We start from the raw sequence: 15,389 nt of genomic DNA on the forward strand, positions 1-15,389 counted from the left end.
GGTGCAAGCGTTCCGAAAAAGGATCAGGGTCAGTCTGCGGCGCGCGACTTCTTGACGTCGGCGGCGGAGGGCTGGAACTTGGCGCCGTCGAAGTAGGTGTAGTCGACCATCACGCCCTTGCCGTTTTCGTTCTTCGTCTTGCCGACGAAGGCTCCCATGGTGGACTGGTGGTCTTCGGCGCGGTAGCTGATCTTGCCGAACGGCGTGTCGACCTGCAGGCCCTTGAAGGCTTCGAGGAGCTTCGGCGTTTCGGTGCTCTTGGCCTTGGCGGCGCCGGCCGCGACCGACTTGATCATGCTGTAGCCGACCACCGAGCCGAGGCGCGGATAGTCGTTGTACTTGGCGTGGTACGCGAGGAAGAAGGCCTTGTGCTCGGGCGTCTGGATGCCATACCAGGGGTAGCCGGTCACGATCCAGCCGTTGGGCGTTTCGTCCTTCAGCGGGTCGAGGTACTCGGGCTCGCCGGTCAGCACGCTGACGACGGTGCGGTCCTTGAACAGGCCGCGGGTGTTGCCTTCGCGCACGAACTTCGACAGGTCGGCGGCGAACAGCACGTTGAAGATTGCGTCGGGCTTGGCATCGGCCAGCGCCTGGACCACGGCGCCTGCGTCGACCTTGCCCAGCGGCGGCGCCTGCTCGGCGACGAACTCGACGTCGGGCTGCGCGGCCTTCAGCAGCGCCTTGAAGGCAGCCACGGCCGACTGGCCGTATTCGTAGTTGGGGTACACGACGGCCCAGCGCTTCTTCTTGAGCTTGACGGCCTCGGGCACGAGCATCGCTGCCTGCATGTAGGTGCCGGGACGCAGGCGGTAGGTGTATTCGTTGCCGCCCTGCCAGGTCATCTTGTCGGTCAGCGGCTCGCCGGCCAGGAAGAAGATCTTCTTCTGCTTGGCGAAGTCGGCCACGGCCAGGCCGGTGTTCGACAGGAAGGTGCCGGTGAGCACGTCGATCTTCTCGCGCGCCACCAGTTCTTCGGCCACGCGCACGGCGTCGCCGGGGTTGGCGTTGTCGTCGCGCGTGATGAGCTCGATCTTCTTTCCGTTCACGCCGCCCTTGGCGTTGATTTCTTCGACGGCCAGCTCCATGCCCTTCTTGTAGGGCTCCAGGAAGGCGGGCTGTGCCTTGTAGCTGTTGACCTCGCCGATCTTGATCACGCCCTGCGCATGCGCGGGAACGAGAGCAGTGGTCAGCGCAGCGAGGGCCGCGGCGCTGAAGACGTGACGCAATGGGTTCATGGGGAAAGCTCCTTGAGATCGAATGAGGAAAGAAAACACCGTGATTGGGCGAGAGCGAAAGACAGCGTCAGCGAAGACCGTCTTCGCCCTTGATTTCATGGGCCTGCAGGCCGCCGATGCGCGGCAGCGGACGGCCGCTGTCGGTGACGGCAACCGCCACCACGATCTCGTTGGCGCGCGGTGCATCGCTCACGCGGGCTTCGATCGCGTCGAAGTGACTGCGCACGAAGGCTGCGTCCTTGTGGCCGAGCGGCACGTCGATGGCGGTGCCCAGCGTGCCTTGCTTCTTGGCCGAGGGCACGAGTGCGGCGCCCTTCTCGACCGCAACGCGCAGCGGCGCGCCCAGCTTGGGATGCAGGATGGCGGCGGCGTGTTCGAGCTCGCCGCGCTCGCCGACGATGGCGGCCTTGCCGTAGCTCTGCGCCTGGCCGGGCTCGATGCCCAGAGCCTTCACGGCCTTCTGGCCGAGCAGCGCGCCGAGTTCTTCGCCGATGGCGATCAGCTCGTCTAGGTTCTCGCTGTAGCGACCGGCGTAGGGGTTCTCGATCACGGCGATGGCGACGGCGCGGCGCGTGGGCGGCGTGACGTCCTTGCCCATTTCCTTGCGGGTTTCATCGACCTGGATGACGAGCTTGCGGATGTTGGCGGTCATGTTCTGTGTTCCTTGTCTTGTCTCTGTGCGGGTCAGCGCAGGCCGTCCCACTTGCTGATGTTCTCTGCGAGCAGGCCGCCGACACGGGCATGCACGCGGTAGCCCGTGCTCATCGCGAGGATGAAGACGATCTCGTCCGCAGCCGGCGCGCCAGGCACTCGCACTTCGATGGCGTCGAACTGGCCGCGCACGTAGCTGGCGTTGATGTTGGTCAGCGGCACATCGAGCGCGGCGCCGGGCGGGCCGACCTTCTTGGTCGAGGGCACGATGGACAGCGCATTGCCGGGCTGGCCGGTTTTCTCTTCGGCCGTGCCTGCGGTGTAGGCAACGCGGCTGCCCTTCCAGCCGAGCAGCTCGCGCATTGCGTAGCCGCCGGGCACGTGCCACAACGCGCCGTGCTCCAGCTCGCCATCGGCGCCGACGATGGCGCCCTTGCCGTAGGTGGCGATCTGCTCCAGCGGCACGTCCATGGCGGCGTGCAGCTTGTGCGCCATGTCGACGCCTACGGGGTCGAGCAGCGCCATCATCGGCAGGATGTCGGGCTCGTAGCGGCCGGCGAACGGATTGGTCAGCACCGCGCCGATGGCACCGCGCACCAGCGGCGTTTCGGCGCGCGGTCCGAACTCGTGGTGGATGTGCTCGACATGGGTGAAGACGCGTCGGATTTCGATCATGAAAAAGAACCTTGCTTTTCGTTAAGCAAATACTGAACCAACTGCTTTCGGCAGCTCGGTCTTGAGCGCCTTCGAGCATAAGGGCTTGACAAGTCGCCACTGCCCCTGACAAACGAGTAGAGCGGCCCACACAAGCCCGCCTTTTTGCAGGACCTTGGCGCACACCACGCCCGTATCGAGTGCGCTGCGCACCTGCTCGGGGGCCAGCGTGGGTACGCCGACGGTGACGAGGGTGTCGCCGAGGTCGCTGTCGTCCTTGCATTCGTTCGCGGGGCGGCGCGCGATGGCAGCGTCGTCGACATCGACGGCGTTGGCGATCACTGTCGCCGCCGCATCGGCCTGCGCTGCCGTGGCGGCCAGGACCGTCACGCTGTCGGCGATGCCCAGCGAGAAGCTGCGCCCGCGCCAGCCGCTGGTGGCGACGCCTCGCACGGGCTGGTCGGCGTGCAGCTCGAACTGGCCGTCGGTGGTGAGGATGCCGCTGCCACCATCGACATGATCGCGCCAGTCGAAGCGCGCAAGGTCGGCGAACACGCCCACGCGCGCCGATTGGCCGGGCGCGAAATGCAGCGCAATGTCGCCGCCGTTGTTGATCCATGCGCGCTCGATGCCAGGGCGCTCGTAGAACGCGATCAGCTCCTGCGCGACCGAGCCGGCCACCGCCGCCATCGGCGTGATGAACATCGGGGAGAACGCGGCGCAGGCGTCCCACATGCGGCGCGCCACCACATTGCGCGGACGCATCTTGTCGGTGACGGGCAGGCGCAGCAGCGGCAGCTCGTGCACCAGTTCGTCGAGCACGTGGACGAAGCGCGCCCACGCGGCGTCGTGCGCGGCCGCGACGGCGTACGGGTCGCCATGCGCCTCGGCCACGATGTCGATCGGGCCGTGGTTGAAATGCCAGCGGTTCTTGTCGAGCGCTGTGCGTTGGGCGGACATGATCAGCCCAGCATGGGGGCGTGGCCGAGCGGCCACGGATTGGCGTCGTCCATCGCGAGCCATTGGCGTGCGAGCGGTGCGCCGTCTTCCTGCCACGCACCGCGCGCGAGCGCCTGTTCGAGCGGGAAGATGTGTTCCATGTGGCCGCCGAGCGCCTCGTAGTCGTCGCGCCGCATGCTGAACTCGATGGGCGCGACGATGGCCGGCGTGGGCACGGTGCCGAAGCTGTTGTCGGGCATGCGCATGACGTCGGCCATCACGGTGATGCCGCCGCCGGGCCACACGTATGCCGGTGCGCCGCCGCAGGTGACGTTGACCAGCGCGCGCTTGATGGCACGCGTGAGCAGCACCGGGTTTTCGGTGACGCCCGCGCGCAGGCTTCCGCCCGCGCCGCCGAGGAACAGCACGGTGCACAGCGAGGGTTCGCAGTTTTCGCCGATGCGGTCGACGATGCGCTTCACCTCCGCAGGCATGGGCTGCTCGACGGGCTTCAGTGCATCGTCGAGCACGTACCACTGCGCGTGCTCGCCGGTGGTCGAGGTCATGAGCAGGCGCAGGCCGGGGCGCGCGACGCCCTCTTCCCAGCCCTCGATGATCGCGAGCGGATCGGCGATGTCGGTGCCGCCCCAGCTGTTGCCCGGGTTCGCCACCTGGAAGTAGCGCCCCGGCGTGGACTTGCGTCCCAGCATCTGGATGCCCGAGGGCGCCATGTCGAGGCAGCGGCCAGCCTGGTGCTCGGTGAGCACGCCGGTGATGTGGTCGTCGACCACCACCACCTCGTCGGCCACGCCCGCGAACTGGCGCGCGAAGATGCCGACCGCCGCGGAGCCGCAGCCCACGCGCATGCGCTGCTCTTCGACGCCGTTGACGATGGGCGCCTTGCCGGCCTGGATGACGAGGGTGGAGCCGCCGTCGATGGTGCACTCCACGGCCTTCTTGTTGCCCAGCAGCTGCATCAGCTCGGCCGTCATGCGGCCTTCCTTCTTGCTGCCGCCAGTAAGGTGGTGCACGCCGCCGAGCGAGAGCATCTGCGAGCCGTACTCGGCCGTGGTGACGTGGCCCACGACTTCGCCACGATAGCGCACGTTGGCCTGCTCGGAGCCGAGGAAGCGGTCGGTGTCGATCTTCACCTTGAAGCTGCAGTAGCTGAAGATGCCTTCGGTGACGACGGTGACCATGTCGACGCCCTGGGCCTTCGATGCAACGATGAAGGGCGCGGGCTTGTAGTCGGGGTAGGTGGTGGACGAGCCCACGCCGGTGACGAAGACTTCGTCGGCGTGCAGCAGGTCGCCGTTCCAGTCGGGCTCGGCGGGGGCCGGGACCGTTTCGGCGCCGGTGCGATTGAAGGGCACCAGCGCAGGCGCTTCGCTTTCGATCGTCCGGCGCAGCAGCACCACGGGATCGACGCGCACCAGCACGCCTTCGCGGTTGGCATAGCGGTCGCAGGCGCCGGTGCGGCCGTCGGAGATCTGGCACAGCACCGGGCAGGCGTTGCACTCGACCTTGGCAGTGCTCATGCGCTCGTTGCGCGGCGGCGCCTTGCCGAAGGCGCCGCTGCCGGCTTCAGCCACCACGGGCATGTCCATGCCGGGGAGGCCATCTGTCTTGGTGTGTTCTGTCATCGGGCAATCTCGTGGGCGTATGTGGGCAAATCCTGGCTGTCGGGGTTTGCAACAAACGTGCCGTCCGCCAGCTTGTGCACCGACTTCCGTTTGTGTAGCATTCCCTACACTTTCATGTTGCGTTCACTACATTCGCAGTCAATGTAGCAAACAGGCCCGATGCTTGCAATGGTGTTTTCTCGCGATGTTCATCGGGGTTTTTACGACCAACGACAATGGAGGGTTCGGAGCCGGCCGGCGGTTTTCGCCCCAAAGGCGTGCACGCCGGCTCAGCCAACCTCCCCTGTTACCAACCAACTCTTGAGTTCCGTATGAGTGCATTCAGCGAAGAACGCGTCCTGAGCGTCCACCACTGGACCGACCGCCTGTTCACCTTCACCACCACGCGCGACCCGGCGCTGCGCTTCTCGAACGGTCATTTCACGATGATCGGCCTGAAGGTCAACAACAAGCCCCTGCTGCGCGCCTACAGCATCGTGAGCCCGAACTACGAGGAGCATCTCGAGTTCCTGAGCATCAAGGTGGAAGAAGGTCCGCTGACTTCGAAGCTGCAGCACATCCAGGTGGGCGACACCATCATCGTGGGCCGCAAGCCCACGGGCACGCTGCTGATCGACTACACGCTGCCGGCCAAGCGCCTGTACCTGTTCGGCACCGGCACCGGCCTCGCACCGTTCATGAGCATCATCCGCGACCCGGACACGTACGAGAAGTTCGAGCAGGTCATCCTGGTGCACGGCGTGCGCCAGGTCGACGAGCTGGCCTATCACGACCTCGTGACCGACCACCTGCCCAAACACGAGATCCTCGGCGAGATGATCGCCAAGCAGTTGCTGTACTACCCGACCGTCACGCGCGAGGAGTTCCGCAACCAGGGCCGCATCACCGACCTGATCGAGAGCAACAAGCTCACCGACGACCTCGGCCTGCCGCCGCTCAACGTCGAGGAAGACCGCGTCATGCTGTGCGGCAGCCCCGGCCTCTTGGTCGACCTGAAGCACATCCTGGAAAAGCGCGGCTTCAAGGAAGGCAACACGAGCACGCCGGGCGACTTCGTGGTCGAGCGCGCGTTCGCAGAGAAGTAATCGGCATCTCGCGCGCCCGATGGCCGACAGCCGCTCCGCACCCAAGACCAAGCCCCAGCGTCGCACGGGCGTGCGCGAGGCGGCCGCCCAGGCCACGCGCGACAGCATCCTGAAATCGGCGACCAAGGTGTTCGCCAAGTACGGCTACGACGGCGGCAGCGTGGAGAAGATCTCCAAGGCCGCGAAGTCGTACGACCGGATGATCTATTACTACTTCGGCAGCAAGGAAGGCCTCTTCATTGCGGTGCTCGAAGGCATCTACCAGCGCATGGACGACGCCGAGGCCGCCATCGCGCTCGACGCCTCGCGGCCGGTGGAAGCGCTCACCGAGGTCATCCGCTTCGTGCTGGGCTACTACCGCAAGAACCCCGAGTTCGTCACGCTTTTGAACACCGAGAACCTGCACAAGGGCCGGCACATTTCGAAGTCGCTGCGGGCGCGCGAGTATTCGTCGCGCGCGGTGGCGATCATTGCGGAAATCCTCGCCAGCGGCGCGGCGCAGGGCCTGTTCCGCAAGGAACTGGTGGCGCGCGACATCTACCTGCTGATCGCGTCCACGGGTTATTTCTACACCTCCAACCGCCACACGCTCACCGCCTTCCTCGGTGAACCGCTGGAGTCACCGGAGGCGATCACGCACTGGGAAGACTTCGTGATCGAGACGCTGCTGCGCACGGTGCGCGCGGACGCGGATACAGAAGCGGACGAGCCGCAAGACAACACACCACCCCACGAGGACACATCGAAATGGCAGAAATCGCAGCCGGCGGCAAGTCGGGCAAGGTCGTCATAAAGAACATCGGGCTGCTGCTCTCGGGCGACATCGACAAGCCCATCCTCGACGCCGACACCATCGTGGTGAACGACGGCCTGATCGTCGCGGTCGGCAAAGAGAAAGACTGCGATCTCGAAGGCGCGGCGACCGTCATCGACGCGAAGAAGACCTGCGTGGCGCCAGGCCTGATCGACAGCCACGTGCACCCGGTGTTCGGCGACTGGACGCCGCGCCAGGGCCAGATCGGCTGGATCGACTCCACCATGCACGGCGGCGTGACCACCATGATTTCTGCCGGCGAGGTGCACCTGCCCGGCCGCCCCAAGGACATCGTGGGCCTGAAGGCCCTGGCCATCACCGCGCAGCGCGCCTTCGACAACTTCCGCCCCGGCGGCGTGAAGGTTCTGGCGGGCGCGCCCGTCATCGAGAAGGGCATGGTCGAGAGCGACTTCAAGGAACTCGCCGAAGCCGGCGTGGGCCTGCTTGGCGAAGTGGGCCTGGGCTCTGTCAAGGCCGGCTACGAGGCGAAGGAGATGGTGGCCTGGGCGCGCAAGTACGGCATCCAGAGCACCATCCACACGGGCGGCCCGTCGATCCCGGGCTCGGGCCTGATCGACAAAGATGTTGTGCTCGAGGCCGACGCCGACATCATCGGCCACATCAACGGCGGCCACACTTCGCTACCGGAAGCGCACGTGTGTGAGCTCTGCGAGAAGAGCTCGCGCGCCATCGAGATCGTGCACAACGGCAACGAGAAGGTGGCCATCGCGGCGGCCAAGGCGGCGCTGGAGCTCAAGTGCCCGCACCGCGTGATTCTCGGCACCGACGGGCCCGCGGGCTCGGGCGTGCAGCCGCTGGGCATCCTGCGCATGGTGGCAATGCTGTCGTCCATCGCGAACATTCCGGCCGAGCTGGTGTTCTGCTTCGCGACCGGCAACACGGCGAAGATCCGCAAGCTCAACTGCGGCCTGATCGAGGTGGGCCGCGACGCCGACTTCGTGTTCATGGACCGCGCGCAGCATTCGCCCGCGCCGGGCCTGCTCGAAAGCGTGCAGCTCGGCGACATTCCGGGCGTGGGCATGGTGATGATCGACGGCATCGTGCGCTGCGGCCGCAGCCGCAATACGCCGCCCGCGAATGAAATCCCGGTGGTGGTTTCCGGCGCGCACTGACACGCGCCACGACACCCGGCGGCCTCAGCCGCCGCGGTGCGAGCGAAAGACCAGGTAGCGCGCCGACAGGAAATTGGCGCTCATGCCGGCAAGGCTGCCCAGCGCCACGCCCAGGGCAGCGGCCCAGTGCCCTTCGACGCAGTGCAGCGTCAGCACATAGGCGCCGTAGTTGAGCACCGCGCCGGCGGCCATGGTCGCCAGATAGCCCAGGTACTCGCGCCAGAGAGAGCGGCCGGCCGATGCGCTGGCCGCGAAGGTGTAGCGGCGGTTGAAGGCCCAGGTGGTGGTCGCCGCTGCAAGAAACGACACCACCCGCGCGCCGTACCAACCCAGCAGCGGCGCCAGCAGATACAGCACGACCACGTCGACCACGAGCCCGATCACGCCGACGAGGGCGAAGGAGAGGAACTCGCGTCCGATCTTCATCGTGAAGTGCGTGTGCCGCGGGCCGCCTGCTCGCGCACGCTAGGAATCGCGAGGTAGCTAAGCCGCTTGGCCTCCCGTCGCCCCAGCGTGATGGCCTGCATGACAACGCCGCACACGAAGGACAGCATGGCAGCCAGCATCGCACCCGTGGCCAGCACCGCCGTGGGGAGCCGGGGCACCAGGCCGGTGTGCATGTAGGTCATGACGAGCGGCAGGACCAGCGCGACCGACATCAGCACCAGCAGCCCCCCGATGATCGAGAAGAACTGCAGCGGCCGCTCGCTCACGAACAGCTTGCAGATGGTCTTGAGGATGCGCCAGCCGTCGCGGTAGGTCGAGAGCTTGCTGACCGAGCCTTCGGGGCGCGTGCTGTAGGCGGTGCTTTCCTCGGCATAGGGCATGCGCAGTTCGAGCGCGTGCACGGTGAGTTCGGTTTCGGTCTCGAAGCCCCGCGACAGCGCCGGGAACGACTTGGCATAGCGCCGCGAGAACACGCGGTAGCCCGAGAGCATGTCGCTCAGGCCTCCGCCGAACAGCTGCGCCACGGCGCCCGTGAGCATGCGGTTGCCCAGGCGGTGGCCGGTGCGGTAGGTATGCGCGTCCAGGCCGTCGTCCACGCGGCTGCCGACCACCATGTCGAGGTTGTCGCTCACCAGCCGGTCGATGAGCCGGTGCGCGGCGCCGGTGTCGTAGGTGGCGTCGCCGTCGACCATCACGTACACGTCGGCATCGACGTCGGCGAACATGCGCCGCACCACGTTGCCCTTGCCGCGCAGGGTCACGTGCGTGACGATGGCGCCGGCCGCGCGCGCCACGGCGGCCGTGTCGTCGCTGGAGTTGTTGTCGAAGACGTGGATCTCGGCCTCTGGCAGCGCGGCGCGAAAGCCCGCCACCACCTGGGCGATGGCGAGCGCCTCGTTGTAGCAGGGGATCACCGCGGCAATGCGCAGGCCGCTGCTGCCGTGGGTGGCGGGGAAATTGGCGTCGGTCATGGTGCGGCGGGAAGGATACGGTAGACCCGACTGCCGTCCTTCTCGTACTCGACGGCGAAGTACTTGTCGAAGTCGACGCGCGCGCTGAATACGGGCACCACGCTGTCCGGCAGGACGACCGCGACAAAGCCCAGGCCACCGAGCTTGCGCGCGAGATCGCCGCCCGACAGGCGCCCGAAGTCGGTGTAGCGCCATGGTCCGAGCGTGTCGCCCCAGATGGGGTTGGGGCCGTAGTAGATCGCCTCGTTCAGCGCGATCTGGTAGACGCGGCCGGTGGCAGTGCGGCGCAGGTAGTCCATGACTGCATAGCCCGGCACGTGCTTGCGCAGCACGGCATCGCGGGCTTCCGGGGTGATCGAGACCATCGACACCTTCACCGCGGTCTGGCGCACCGACACGGCGGCCAGCACGGCCAGCAGCAGCACGAGCACCCAGTCGCCCGCGCGGGCGCCGGAACGCGCGGTGTCGCGGCTCATCGAGCCCGTCGCGACGGTGCCGGCATCCTGCGTCTTCTCCTTCGCACCGAACATGCGGCGCAAGCCCGATGCGGCCCAGCCGAACAGCACCTGCCAGCCGATGGCCGCGATGGCGGCCAGCATCGGGAACGAGGCCGTCAGGTAGCGCGGATAGCGCGAGGTCACGACCCAGACCACCACCGAGTACAGGCAGAACCAACCGGCGGCGCGCACGGCCGCGGAGCGCTTCCACAGCACGCTGAACGGCGCGAAGAACACGGACCAGATCAGCGCATTGGGCAGTTCGGCATGCACGCGCACGTCCGCCACCTGCTGCACGTAGTCGGCCGGGGTCCATTCGGTGAAGCCGAACACGCGCGCACCGATAGGGTTGAACGGGTCGCCCGTCATGACAGCGTTGCGCGCGTACCAATAGAGGCAGGGAATCAGGAAGCAGACGAACACCAGCGCCCATGCCTGGGGCCGCCGCTCGTGGCGGATGACGAACAGCGCCACCAGCGGCAGGAAGATCAGCGCCTGGTACTTCGAGCCCGCGGCCACGCCGAGGCAGAACGCAGCCACGCCGAGCCAGCGCATGCCGCCGTGCACGGGCTTGCCGGGCTCCGACTCGCGCCACCACCACAGCGCCACGCAGGCCGACAGCACGAACAGCGCCACGCCCATGTCGATCAGCGCGTTCGAATAATCGCCGAGCCCCAGCCAGATGGCCGCGCCGATGCAGGCGGTGAGCCGGTTGGCGTGCAGGATGCCGAGGCGGAAGATCATCACCACCGACAGCGCACCAGCCAGCGCATTGAGGAAGTGCGGCAGCACGTCGTCGCCGACCTGCAGTGCGGCGGCGTAGAGCAGGTTGTAGTTGTACGGGAACCAGGGATAGCGCAGCCAGTCGTGAATGCCCAGCGAGCCCTGCAGCGCGACCTGGCGCGCATACGGCAGGTGGTACATCAGCTCGTCGAAGGCGATCGGCGGCGCGAGCGGCGCTACCAGCGCGGGCAATGCAACCAGGGCCAGCGCGATCATCGCGACGCGTTCGAAGTAGGTCCACGGCGCGGCGGGTTCGTTCGCGCGCAGGGCACGCCGCTCGCGCAGCCACGACGGCAGCTGGATCGCCGCCGCAACGAAGCCCGCCACGACAAGCGCCACGGTCGCGCCCATCTTGAAGGCCCCGAAGATGGCCAGCGCCTGGAACGCACAGATGAAGAGGCCAACGCCCAGCGCAACGGCCATGGCGGCTTCGAGCCCAGCGTCGCGGCGCGGCGGCGGGGCCATGCGGCCCAGCAATGCGCGGCCGTAACCCCAACAGCTGAACACGAAAACCGCCAGTGCCGCGTAGTGCGCGGCTGCAAACATCAGCTTCTGAATAACAACTCCCGGCGCCGGGCGGCCGCGCCGGCCGGCAGGTTCAAAGATTGGGCGCCAGCAGACGCTCGAGATCGGACTCGCTCTCCTTGCGCCGCGCGGCCTGGTCCTGCAACTGATCGTGTCCGATCTTGCCGACGTTGAAGTACGTCGAATCGGGGTGGCTCAGGTAGAAACCACTCACGCTGGCGGCGGGCATCATAGCGAGGCTTTCCGTCAGGGTCATGCCAATGTCCGCGCAGGCCAGAAGGTCGAACATGGGGCGCTTCACGCTGTGGTCGGGGCAGGCCGGGTAGCCGGGCGCGGGGCGGATGCCACGGTACTTCTCCGCGATCATGTCGTCGTTGCTCAGGCTTTCGTCGCTCGCGTAGCCCCAGAGATCGGTGCGCACGCGGTGGTGCAGCGACTCGGCGAAGGCCTCGGCCAGCCGGTCGGCCAGGGCCTTGAGCATGATGGCGGAGTAGTCGTCGAGGTCGTCGATGAAGTACTTCTCTTTTTTCTCGACACCCAGGCCGGCGGTGACGGCGAACATGCCGACGTAGTCTTTCACGCCGCTGTCCTTGGGCGCGACGAAGTCGGACAGGCAGCGGCTGGGGCGCATCACGCCGTCGATCATCTGCTTTTCAGTCTGCTGGCGCATGCCGTACCAGGTGAGCGCGACCTCGCTGCGCGACTCGTCGGTGTACAGCTCGATGTCGTCGTCGTTCACCGTGTTGGCGGGCCAGAAGCCGACGATGCCGCTCGCGCTGAGCCAGCGGCCTTCGATGAGGCGCTTGAGCATACGCTGGCCGTCGGCGTACACGCGCACGGCCTCGGTGCCGACGATCTCGTCCTTCAGGATGGCGGGGAACGGACCGGCCAGGTCCCAGGTCTGGAAGAACGGGCCCCAGTCGATGTACTTGGCCAGATCGGTGAGGTCGAAGTTCTTAAACACGCGCCGGCCAATGAACTTGGGCACCGGTGGCAGGTAGTTCACGAAGTCGATGGGCGTCTTGTTGGCGCGCGCCTTGGCCAGCGGCCACATCGGCACCTGCTTCTTGTTGGCGTGCTGCTGGCGCACCTTGACGTAGTCGGCGTTGATCTCGTCGATGTACGCGGTGGCCTGGTCGGAGAGCAGGCTCTGCGCCACGCTCACGCTGCGCGAGGCGTCGGGCACGTAGACCACGGGACCTTCGTAGTGCGGCGCGATCTTCACGGCCGTGTGCACGCGACTGGTGGTGGCGCCGCCGATGAGCAGCGGAATCTTCTTGATGCGGAAGTGATCGTCCTTCTGCATCTCGCCGGCCACGTACTGCATTTCTTCGAGGCTCGGCGTGATGAGGCCCGACAGGCCCACGATGTCCGCCCCCTCGACCTTCGCCTTGGCCAGGATCTCGTGGCACGGGACCATCACGCCCATGTTCACCACTTCGAAGTTGTTGCACTGGAGCACGACGGTGACGATGTTCTTGCCGATGTCGTGCACGTCGCCCTTCACGGTGGCGATGATGATCTTGCCCTTGGTGCGCACGTCGCGGCCCGCGGCCTCGTCCTGGCGCTTTTCTTCCTCGATGTAGGGAATGAGGTGGGCCACGGCCGACTTCATCACGCGCGCCGACTTCACCACCTGCGGCAGGAACATCTTGCCCTGGCCGAACAGGTCGCCCACGATGTTCATGCCGTCCATCAGCGGGCCTTCGATCACGTGCAGCGGGCGGCCGCCCTTGGCAAGGATCTGCTGGTAGGCCTCTTCCGTGTCTTCCACGATGAAGTCGGTGATGCCGTGCACCATCGCGTGCGACAGGCGCTGGTTGACGTGCACCGGGTTCTCGGGCGTGCCGCGCCATTCGAGCTTCTTGCTGTCGTCCTTGGCGCCGCTCTTGGCGGTTTCGGCCACTTCGACGAGGCGCTCGCCGGCGTCGGCGCGGCGGTTGAGCACCACGTCTTCGACGCGCTCGCGCAGTTCGGGTTCGAGGTCGTCGTACACGCCGACCATGCCGGCGTTAACGATGCCCATGTCCATGCCCGCCTTGATCGCGTGGTACAGGAACACGGTGTGAATCGCTTCGCGCACCGGGTCGTTGCCGCGGAAGCTGAAGCTCACGTTCGAAACGCCGCCCGACACCTTGGCGCCCGGCAGGTTCTCCTTGATCCAGCGCACGGCGTTGATGAAGTCGACCGCGTAGTTGTCGTGCTCCTCGATGCCTGTAGCAATGGCGAAGATGTTCGGGTCGAAGATGATGTCTTCGGGCGGGAAGCCCACCTCGTCGACCAGGATGCGGTAGGCGCGCTCGCAGATCTCGATCTTGCGTGCGTAGGTGTCGGCTTGGCCTTTTTCATCGAAGGCCATCACCACGGCGGCGGCGCCGTAGCGCTTCACCAGCTTGGCCTCGTGCTTGAACTTGTCGACCCCCTCCTTCATGGAGATGGAGTTGACGATGCCCTTGCCCTGGATGCAGCGCAGGCCGGCCTCGATGACTTCCCACTTCGAGCTGTCGACCATCACCGGCACGCGCGCGATGTCGGGTTCGCTGGCGATGAGGTTCAGAAAGCGGACCATCGCGGCCTTGCTGTCGAGCATGGCCTCGTCCATGTTGATGTCGATCACCTGCGCGCCGTTCTCGACCTGCTGGCGCGCCACGGCCAGGGCTTCTTCGAACTGGCCGTTCAGGATCATCCGCGCGAAGGCCTTCGAGCCCGTGACGTTGGTGCGCTCGCCGATGTTGACGAACAGCGTGCCCTCGCCGATGGCAACCGGTTCGAGGCCGGACAGCTTCATGGGAGGGGGCATTGGGGAAGACATGGTTTGACTCGAGGGCAAAAGCGGTTATTCGTGCGCGGGTTGGGGGAGTCTATCGCCCTCCCCCAAGCAGATAGCGTGCAAGGAGTAAGTCTGAATCATGAAAGGGTAAGTCCGAATCGATAGCGAATCCCTGATTTCGCAGAATAAAAAGAGCACGCTCGTTCTTTTTTGCGTGCATCCCCAAAACCGATCCAACCCAATTGCAGGGAGTTCCGATGATTCGACTGAAGACGATTCTGGCTTCGACGGGCAGGAAAAGCGGTACGGCGCGGCGCTCTGCCGGCGCGCTGCTGATGTGCGGCGTGCTGGCCTTGGCGCCCCTGGTGCAGACGGCCCAGGCCGCCAGCAGCAAGACCGCGCAGACGGCCTACCCGATCGTGCTGGTGCACGGCATGCTGGGCTTCGACACGATCGCGGGCATCGACTACTGGTACGGCATTCCCGGCGAGCTTCGCGCCCAGGGCGCCAAGGTCTTCGTCGCCGAAGTGGCGGCCACCAACAGCAGCGAAGTGCGCGGCGAGCAGCTGCTCAAGCAGGTCAAGGACGTGCTGGCGCTCACCGGCGCGAGCAAAGTCAACCTGATCGGTCATTCGCACGGCGGGCCCACGGCGCGCTATGTCTCGGGCGTGGCGCCGGAGCTTGTGGCCTCCGTCACGACGGTTGGCAGCCCCCACAAGGGCAGCAAGGTGGCCGACGTGCTCGGCGACACGCTGCCGGCCGGCAGCCTCAGCCGGACCGTGGTGGTCAGCGCCGTCAACGCGTTCTCCAGCCTGCTCGGCATTCTCTCGGGCAACAACACGCCCCAGAACGGGCTGGGCGCGCTCGATTCGCTGAACACCGTGGGCTCGGCGAAGTTCAACGCCAAGTTCCCCGACGGCGTGCCCACCACGGCCTGCGGCAACGGGGCCGAGCTGGTAAACGGCGTGCGGTACTTCTCCTGGTCGGGCACCCAGCCGCTGACCAACGTATTCGACGCCTCCGACTACCCGCTGTCGCTGCTGAGCGCGGTCCACGGCGAAGCCAACGACGGGTTGGCATCGGCCTGCAGTTCGCATCTGGGCACCTACCTTGGCAGCTACCGGCAGAACCATCTGGACGAGGTGAATCAGCTGCTCGGACTGCGCGACCTCTTCTCGGTGAGCCCGGTGACGCTGTACGTCAACCAGGCGGCGAAGCTGAAGCAGCTCGGCCTCTGAGGAG

General features: G+C 66.4%; 13 protein-coding genes. 4 read left to right on the forward strand and 9 right to left on the reverse strand.

The features are described 5' to 3' along the window. Positions 1 to 29: 29 nt before the first annotated feature. The 5 genes from BLW48_RS33545 to BLW48_RS33565 all read right to left on the reverse strand — a co-directional run bounded on the left by BLW48_RS33545 (position 30) and on the right by BLW48_RS33565 (position 5,122). Complete coding sequence (locus BLW48_RS33545; protein ID WP_093059284.1) at positions 30 to 1,235, reverse strand: ABC transporter substrate-binding protein; 1,206 nt, start codon at positions 1,233 to 1,235, stop codon at positions 30 to 32. A 67-nt stretch (positions 1,236 to 1,302) separates the two neighbouring features. Beyond that, positions 1,303 to 1,887, reverse strand: coding sequence for an amino acid synthesis family protein (locus BLW48_RS33550; protein WP_093059282.1), 585 nt, complete (start codon positions 1,885 to 1,887; stop codon positions 1,303 to 1,305). Positions 1,888 to 1,919: 32 nt separating this feature from the next. Continuing rightward, on the reverse strand, positions 1,920 to 2,561 hold the full coding sequence (locus BLW48_RS33555; RefSeq protein WP_093059280.1) for an amino acid synthesis family protein: 642 nt from the start codon (positions 2,559 to 2,561) through the stop codon (positions 1,920 to 1,922). A 21-nt stretch (positions 2,562 to 2,582) separates the two neighbouring features. Further along, the gene (locus BLW48_RS33560) at positions 2,583 to 3,500 is read right to left on the reverse strand and encodes a UPF0280 family protein (RefSeq protein ID WP_093179994.1); all 918 of its coding nucleotides are present in this window, start codon (positions 3,498 to 3,500) and stop codon (positions 2,583 to 2,585) included. A gap of 2 nt (positions 3,501 to 3,502) precedes the next feature. Next, a complete protein-coding gene (locus BLW48_RS33565; protein ID WP_093179996.1) occupies positions 3,503 to 5,122 on the reverse strand; it encodes a 6-hydroxynicotinate reductase in 1,620 nt (539 codons plus the stop codon). A gap of 311 nt (positions 5,123 to 5,433) precedes the next feature. Between BLW48_RS33565 and BLW48_RS33570 the strand changes: the two genes are divergently transcribed. From BLW48_RS33570 to BLW48_RS33580, 3 genes are read left to right on the forward strand one after another with little or no spacing between them, the layout of a single operon-like run. Continuing rightward, positions 5,434 to 6,207, forward strand: a complete 774-nt coding sequence (locus tag BLW48_RS33570) for a ferredoxin--NADP reductase (RefSeq protein ID WP_093059274.1) — start codon at positions 5,434 to 5,436, stop codon at positions 6,205 to 6,207. Between the two features lie 19 nt (positions 6,208 to 6,226). Then, the gene (locus BLW48_RS33575; protein ID WP_093059272.1) at positions 6,227 to 7,000 is read left to right on the forward strand and encodes a TetR/AcrR family transcriptional regulator; all 774 of its coding nucleotides are present in this window, start codon (positions 6,227 to 6,229) and stop codon (positions 6,998 to 7,000) included. Next, positions 6,955 to 8,154, forward strand: coding sequence for an amidohydrolase family protein (locus tag BLW48_RS33580; protein ID WP_093179997.1), 1,200 nt, complete (start codon positions 6,955 to 6,957; stop codon positions 8,152 to 8,154). Before BLW48_RS33575 ends, BLW48_RS33580 begins: the two co-directional genes overlap by 46 nt. Before the next feature lie 24 nt (positions 8,155 to 8,178). Here BLW48_RS33580 and BLW48_RS33585 read toward each other — a convergent pair whose 3' ends face one another. From BLW48_RS33585 to metH, 4 genes are read right to left on the reverse strand one after another with little or no spacing between them, the layout of a single operon-like run. Beyond that, positions 8,179 to 8,580 carry a GtrA family protein gene (locus tag BLW48_RS33585; RefSeq protein ID WP_093059269.1) on the reverse strand — a complete coding sequence of 134 codons (402 nt, stop codon included), beginning with the start codon at positions 8,578 to 8,580 and terminating at the stop codon, positions 8,179 to 8,181. Further along, entirely contained in the window at positions 8,577 to 9,572 is a 996-nt protein-coding gene (locus BLW48_RS33590) for a glycosyltransferase family 2 protein (RefSeq protein WP_093179999.1), read from the reverse strand. Before BLW48_RS33590 ends, BLW48_RS33585 begins: the two co-directional genes overlap by 4 nt. Further along, positions 9,569 to 11,398, reverse strand: a complete 1,830-nt coding sequence (locus tag BLW48_RS33595) for an ArnT family glycosyltransferase (protein WP_093180000.1) — start codon at positions 11,396 to 11,398, stop codon at positions 9,569 to 9,571. Before BLW48_RS33595 ends, BLW48_RS33590 begins: the two co-directional genes overlap by 4 nt. A 52-nt stretch (positions 11,399 to 11,450) precedes the next feature. Next, a complete protein-coding gene (metH, locus tag BLW48_RS33600; protein ID WP_093180002.1) occupies positions 11,451 to 14,189 on the reverse strand; it encodes a methionine synthase in 2,739 nt (912 codons plus the stop codon). A gap of 224 nt (positions 14,190 to 14,413) precedes the next feature. Here metH and BLW48_RS33605 point away from each other — a divergent pair, with 224 nt between their 5' ends. Further along, entirely contained in the window at positions 14,414 to 15,385 is a 972-nt protein-coding gene (locus BLW48_RS33605; RefSeq protein WP_371127586.1) for an esterase/lipase family protein, read from the forward strand. Positions 15,386 to 15,389: the final 4 nt, after the last annotated feature.

It is taken from the genome of Variovorax sp. YR266 (genome assembly GCF_900107295.1).
In the GTDB taxonomy this organism is placed as follows: Bacteria; Pseudomonadota; Gammaproteobacteria; order Burkholderiales; family Burkholderiaceae_C; genus Variovorax.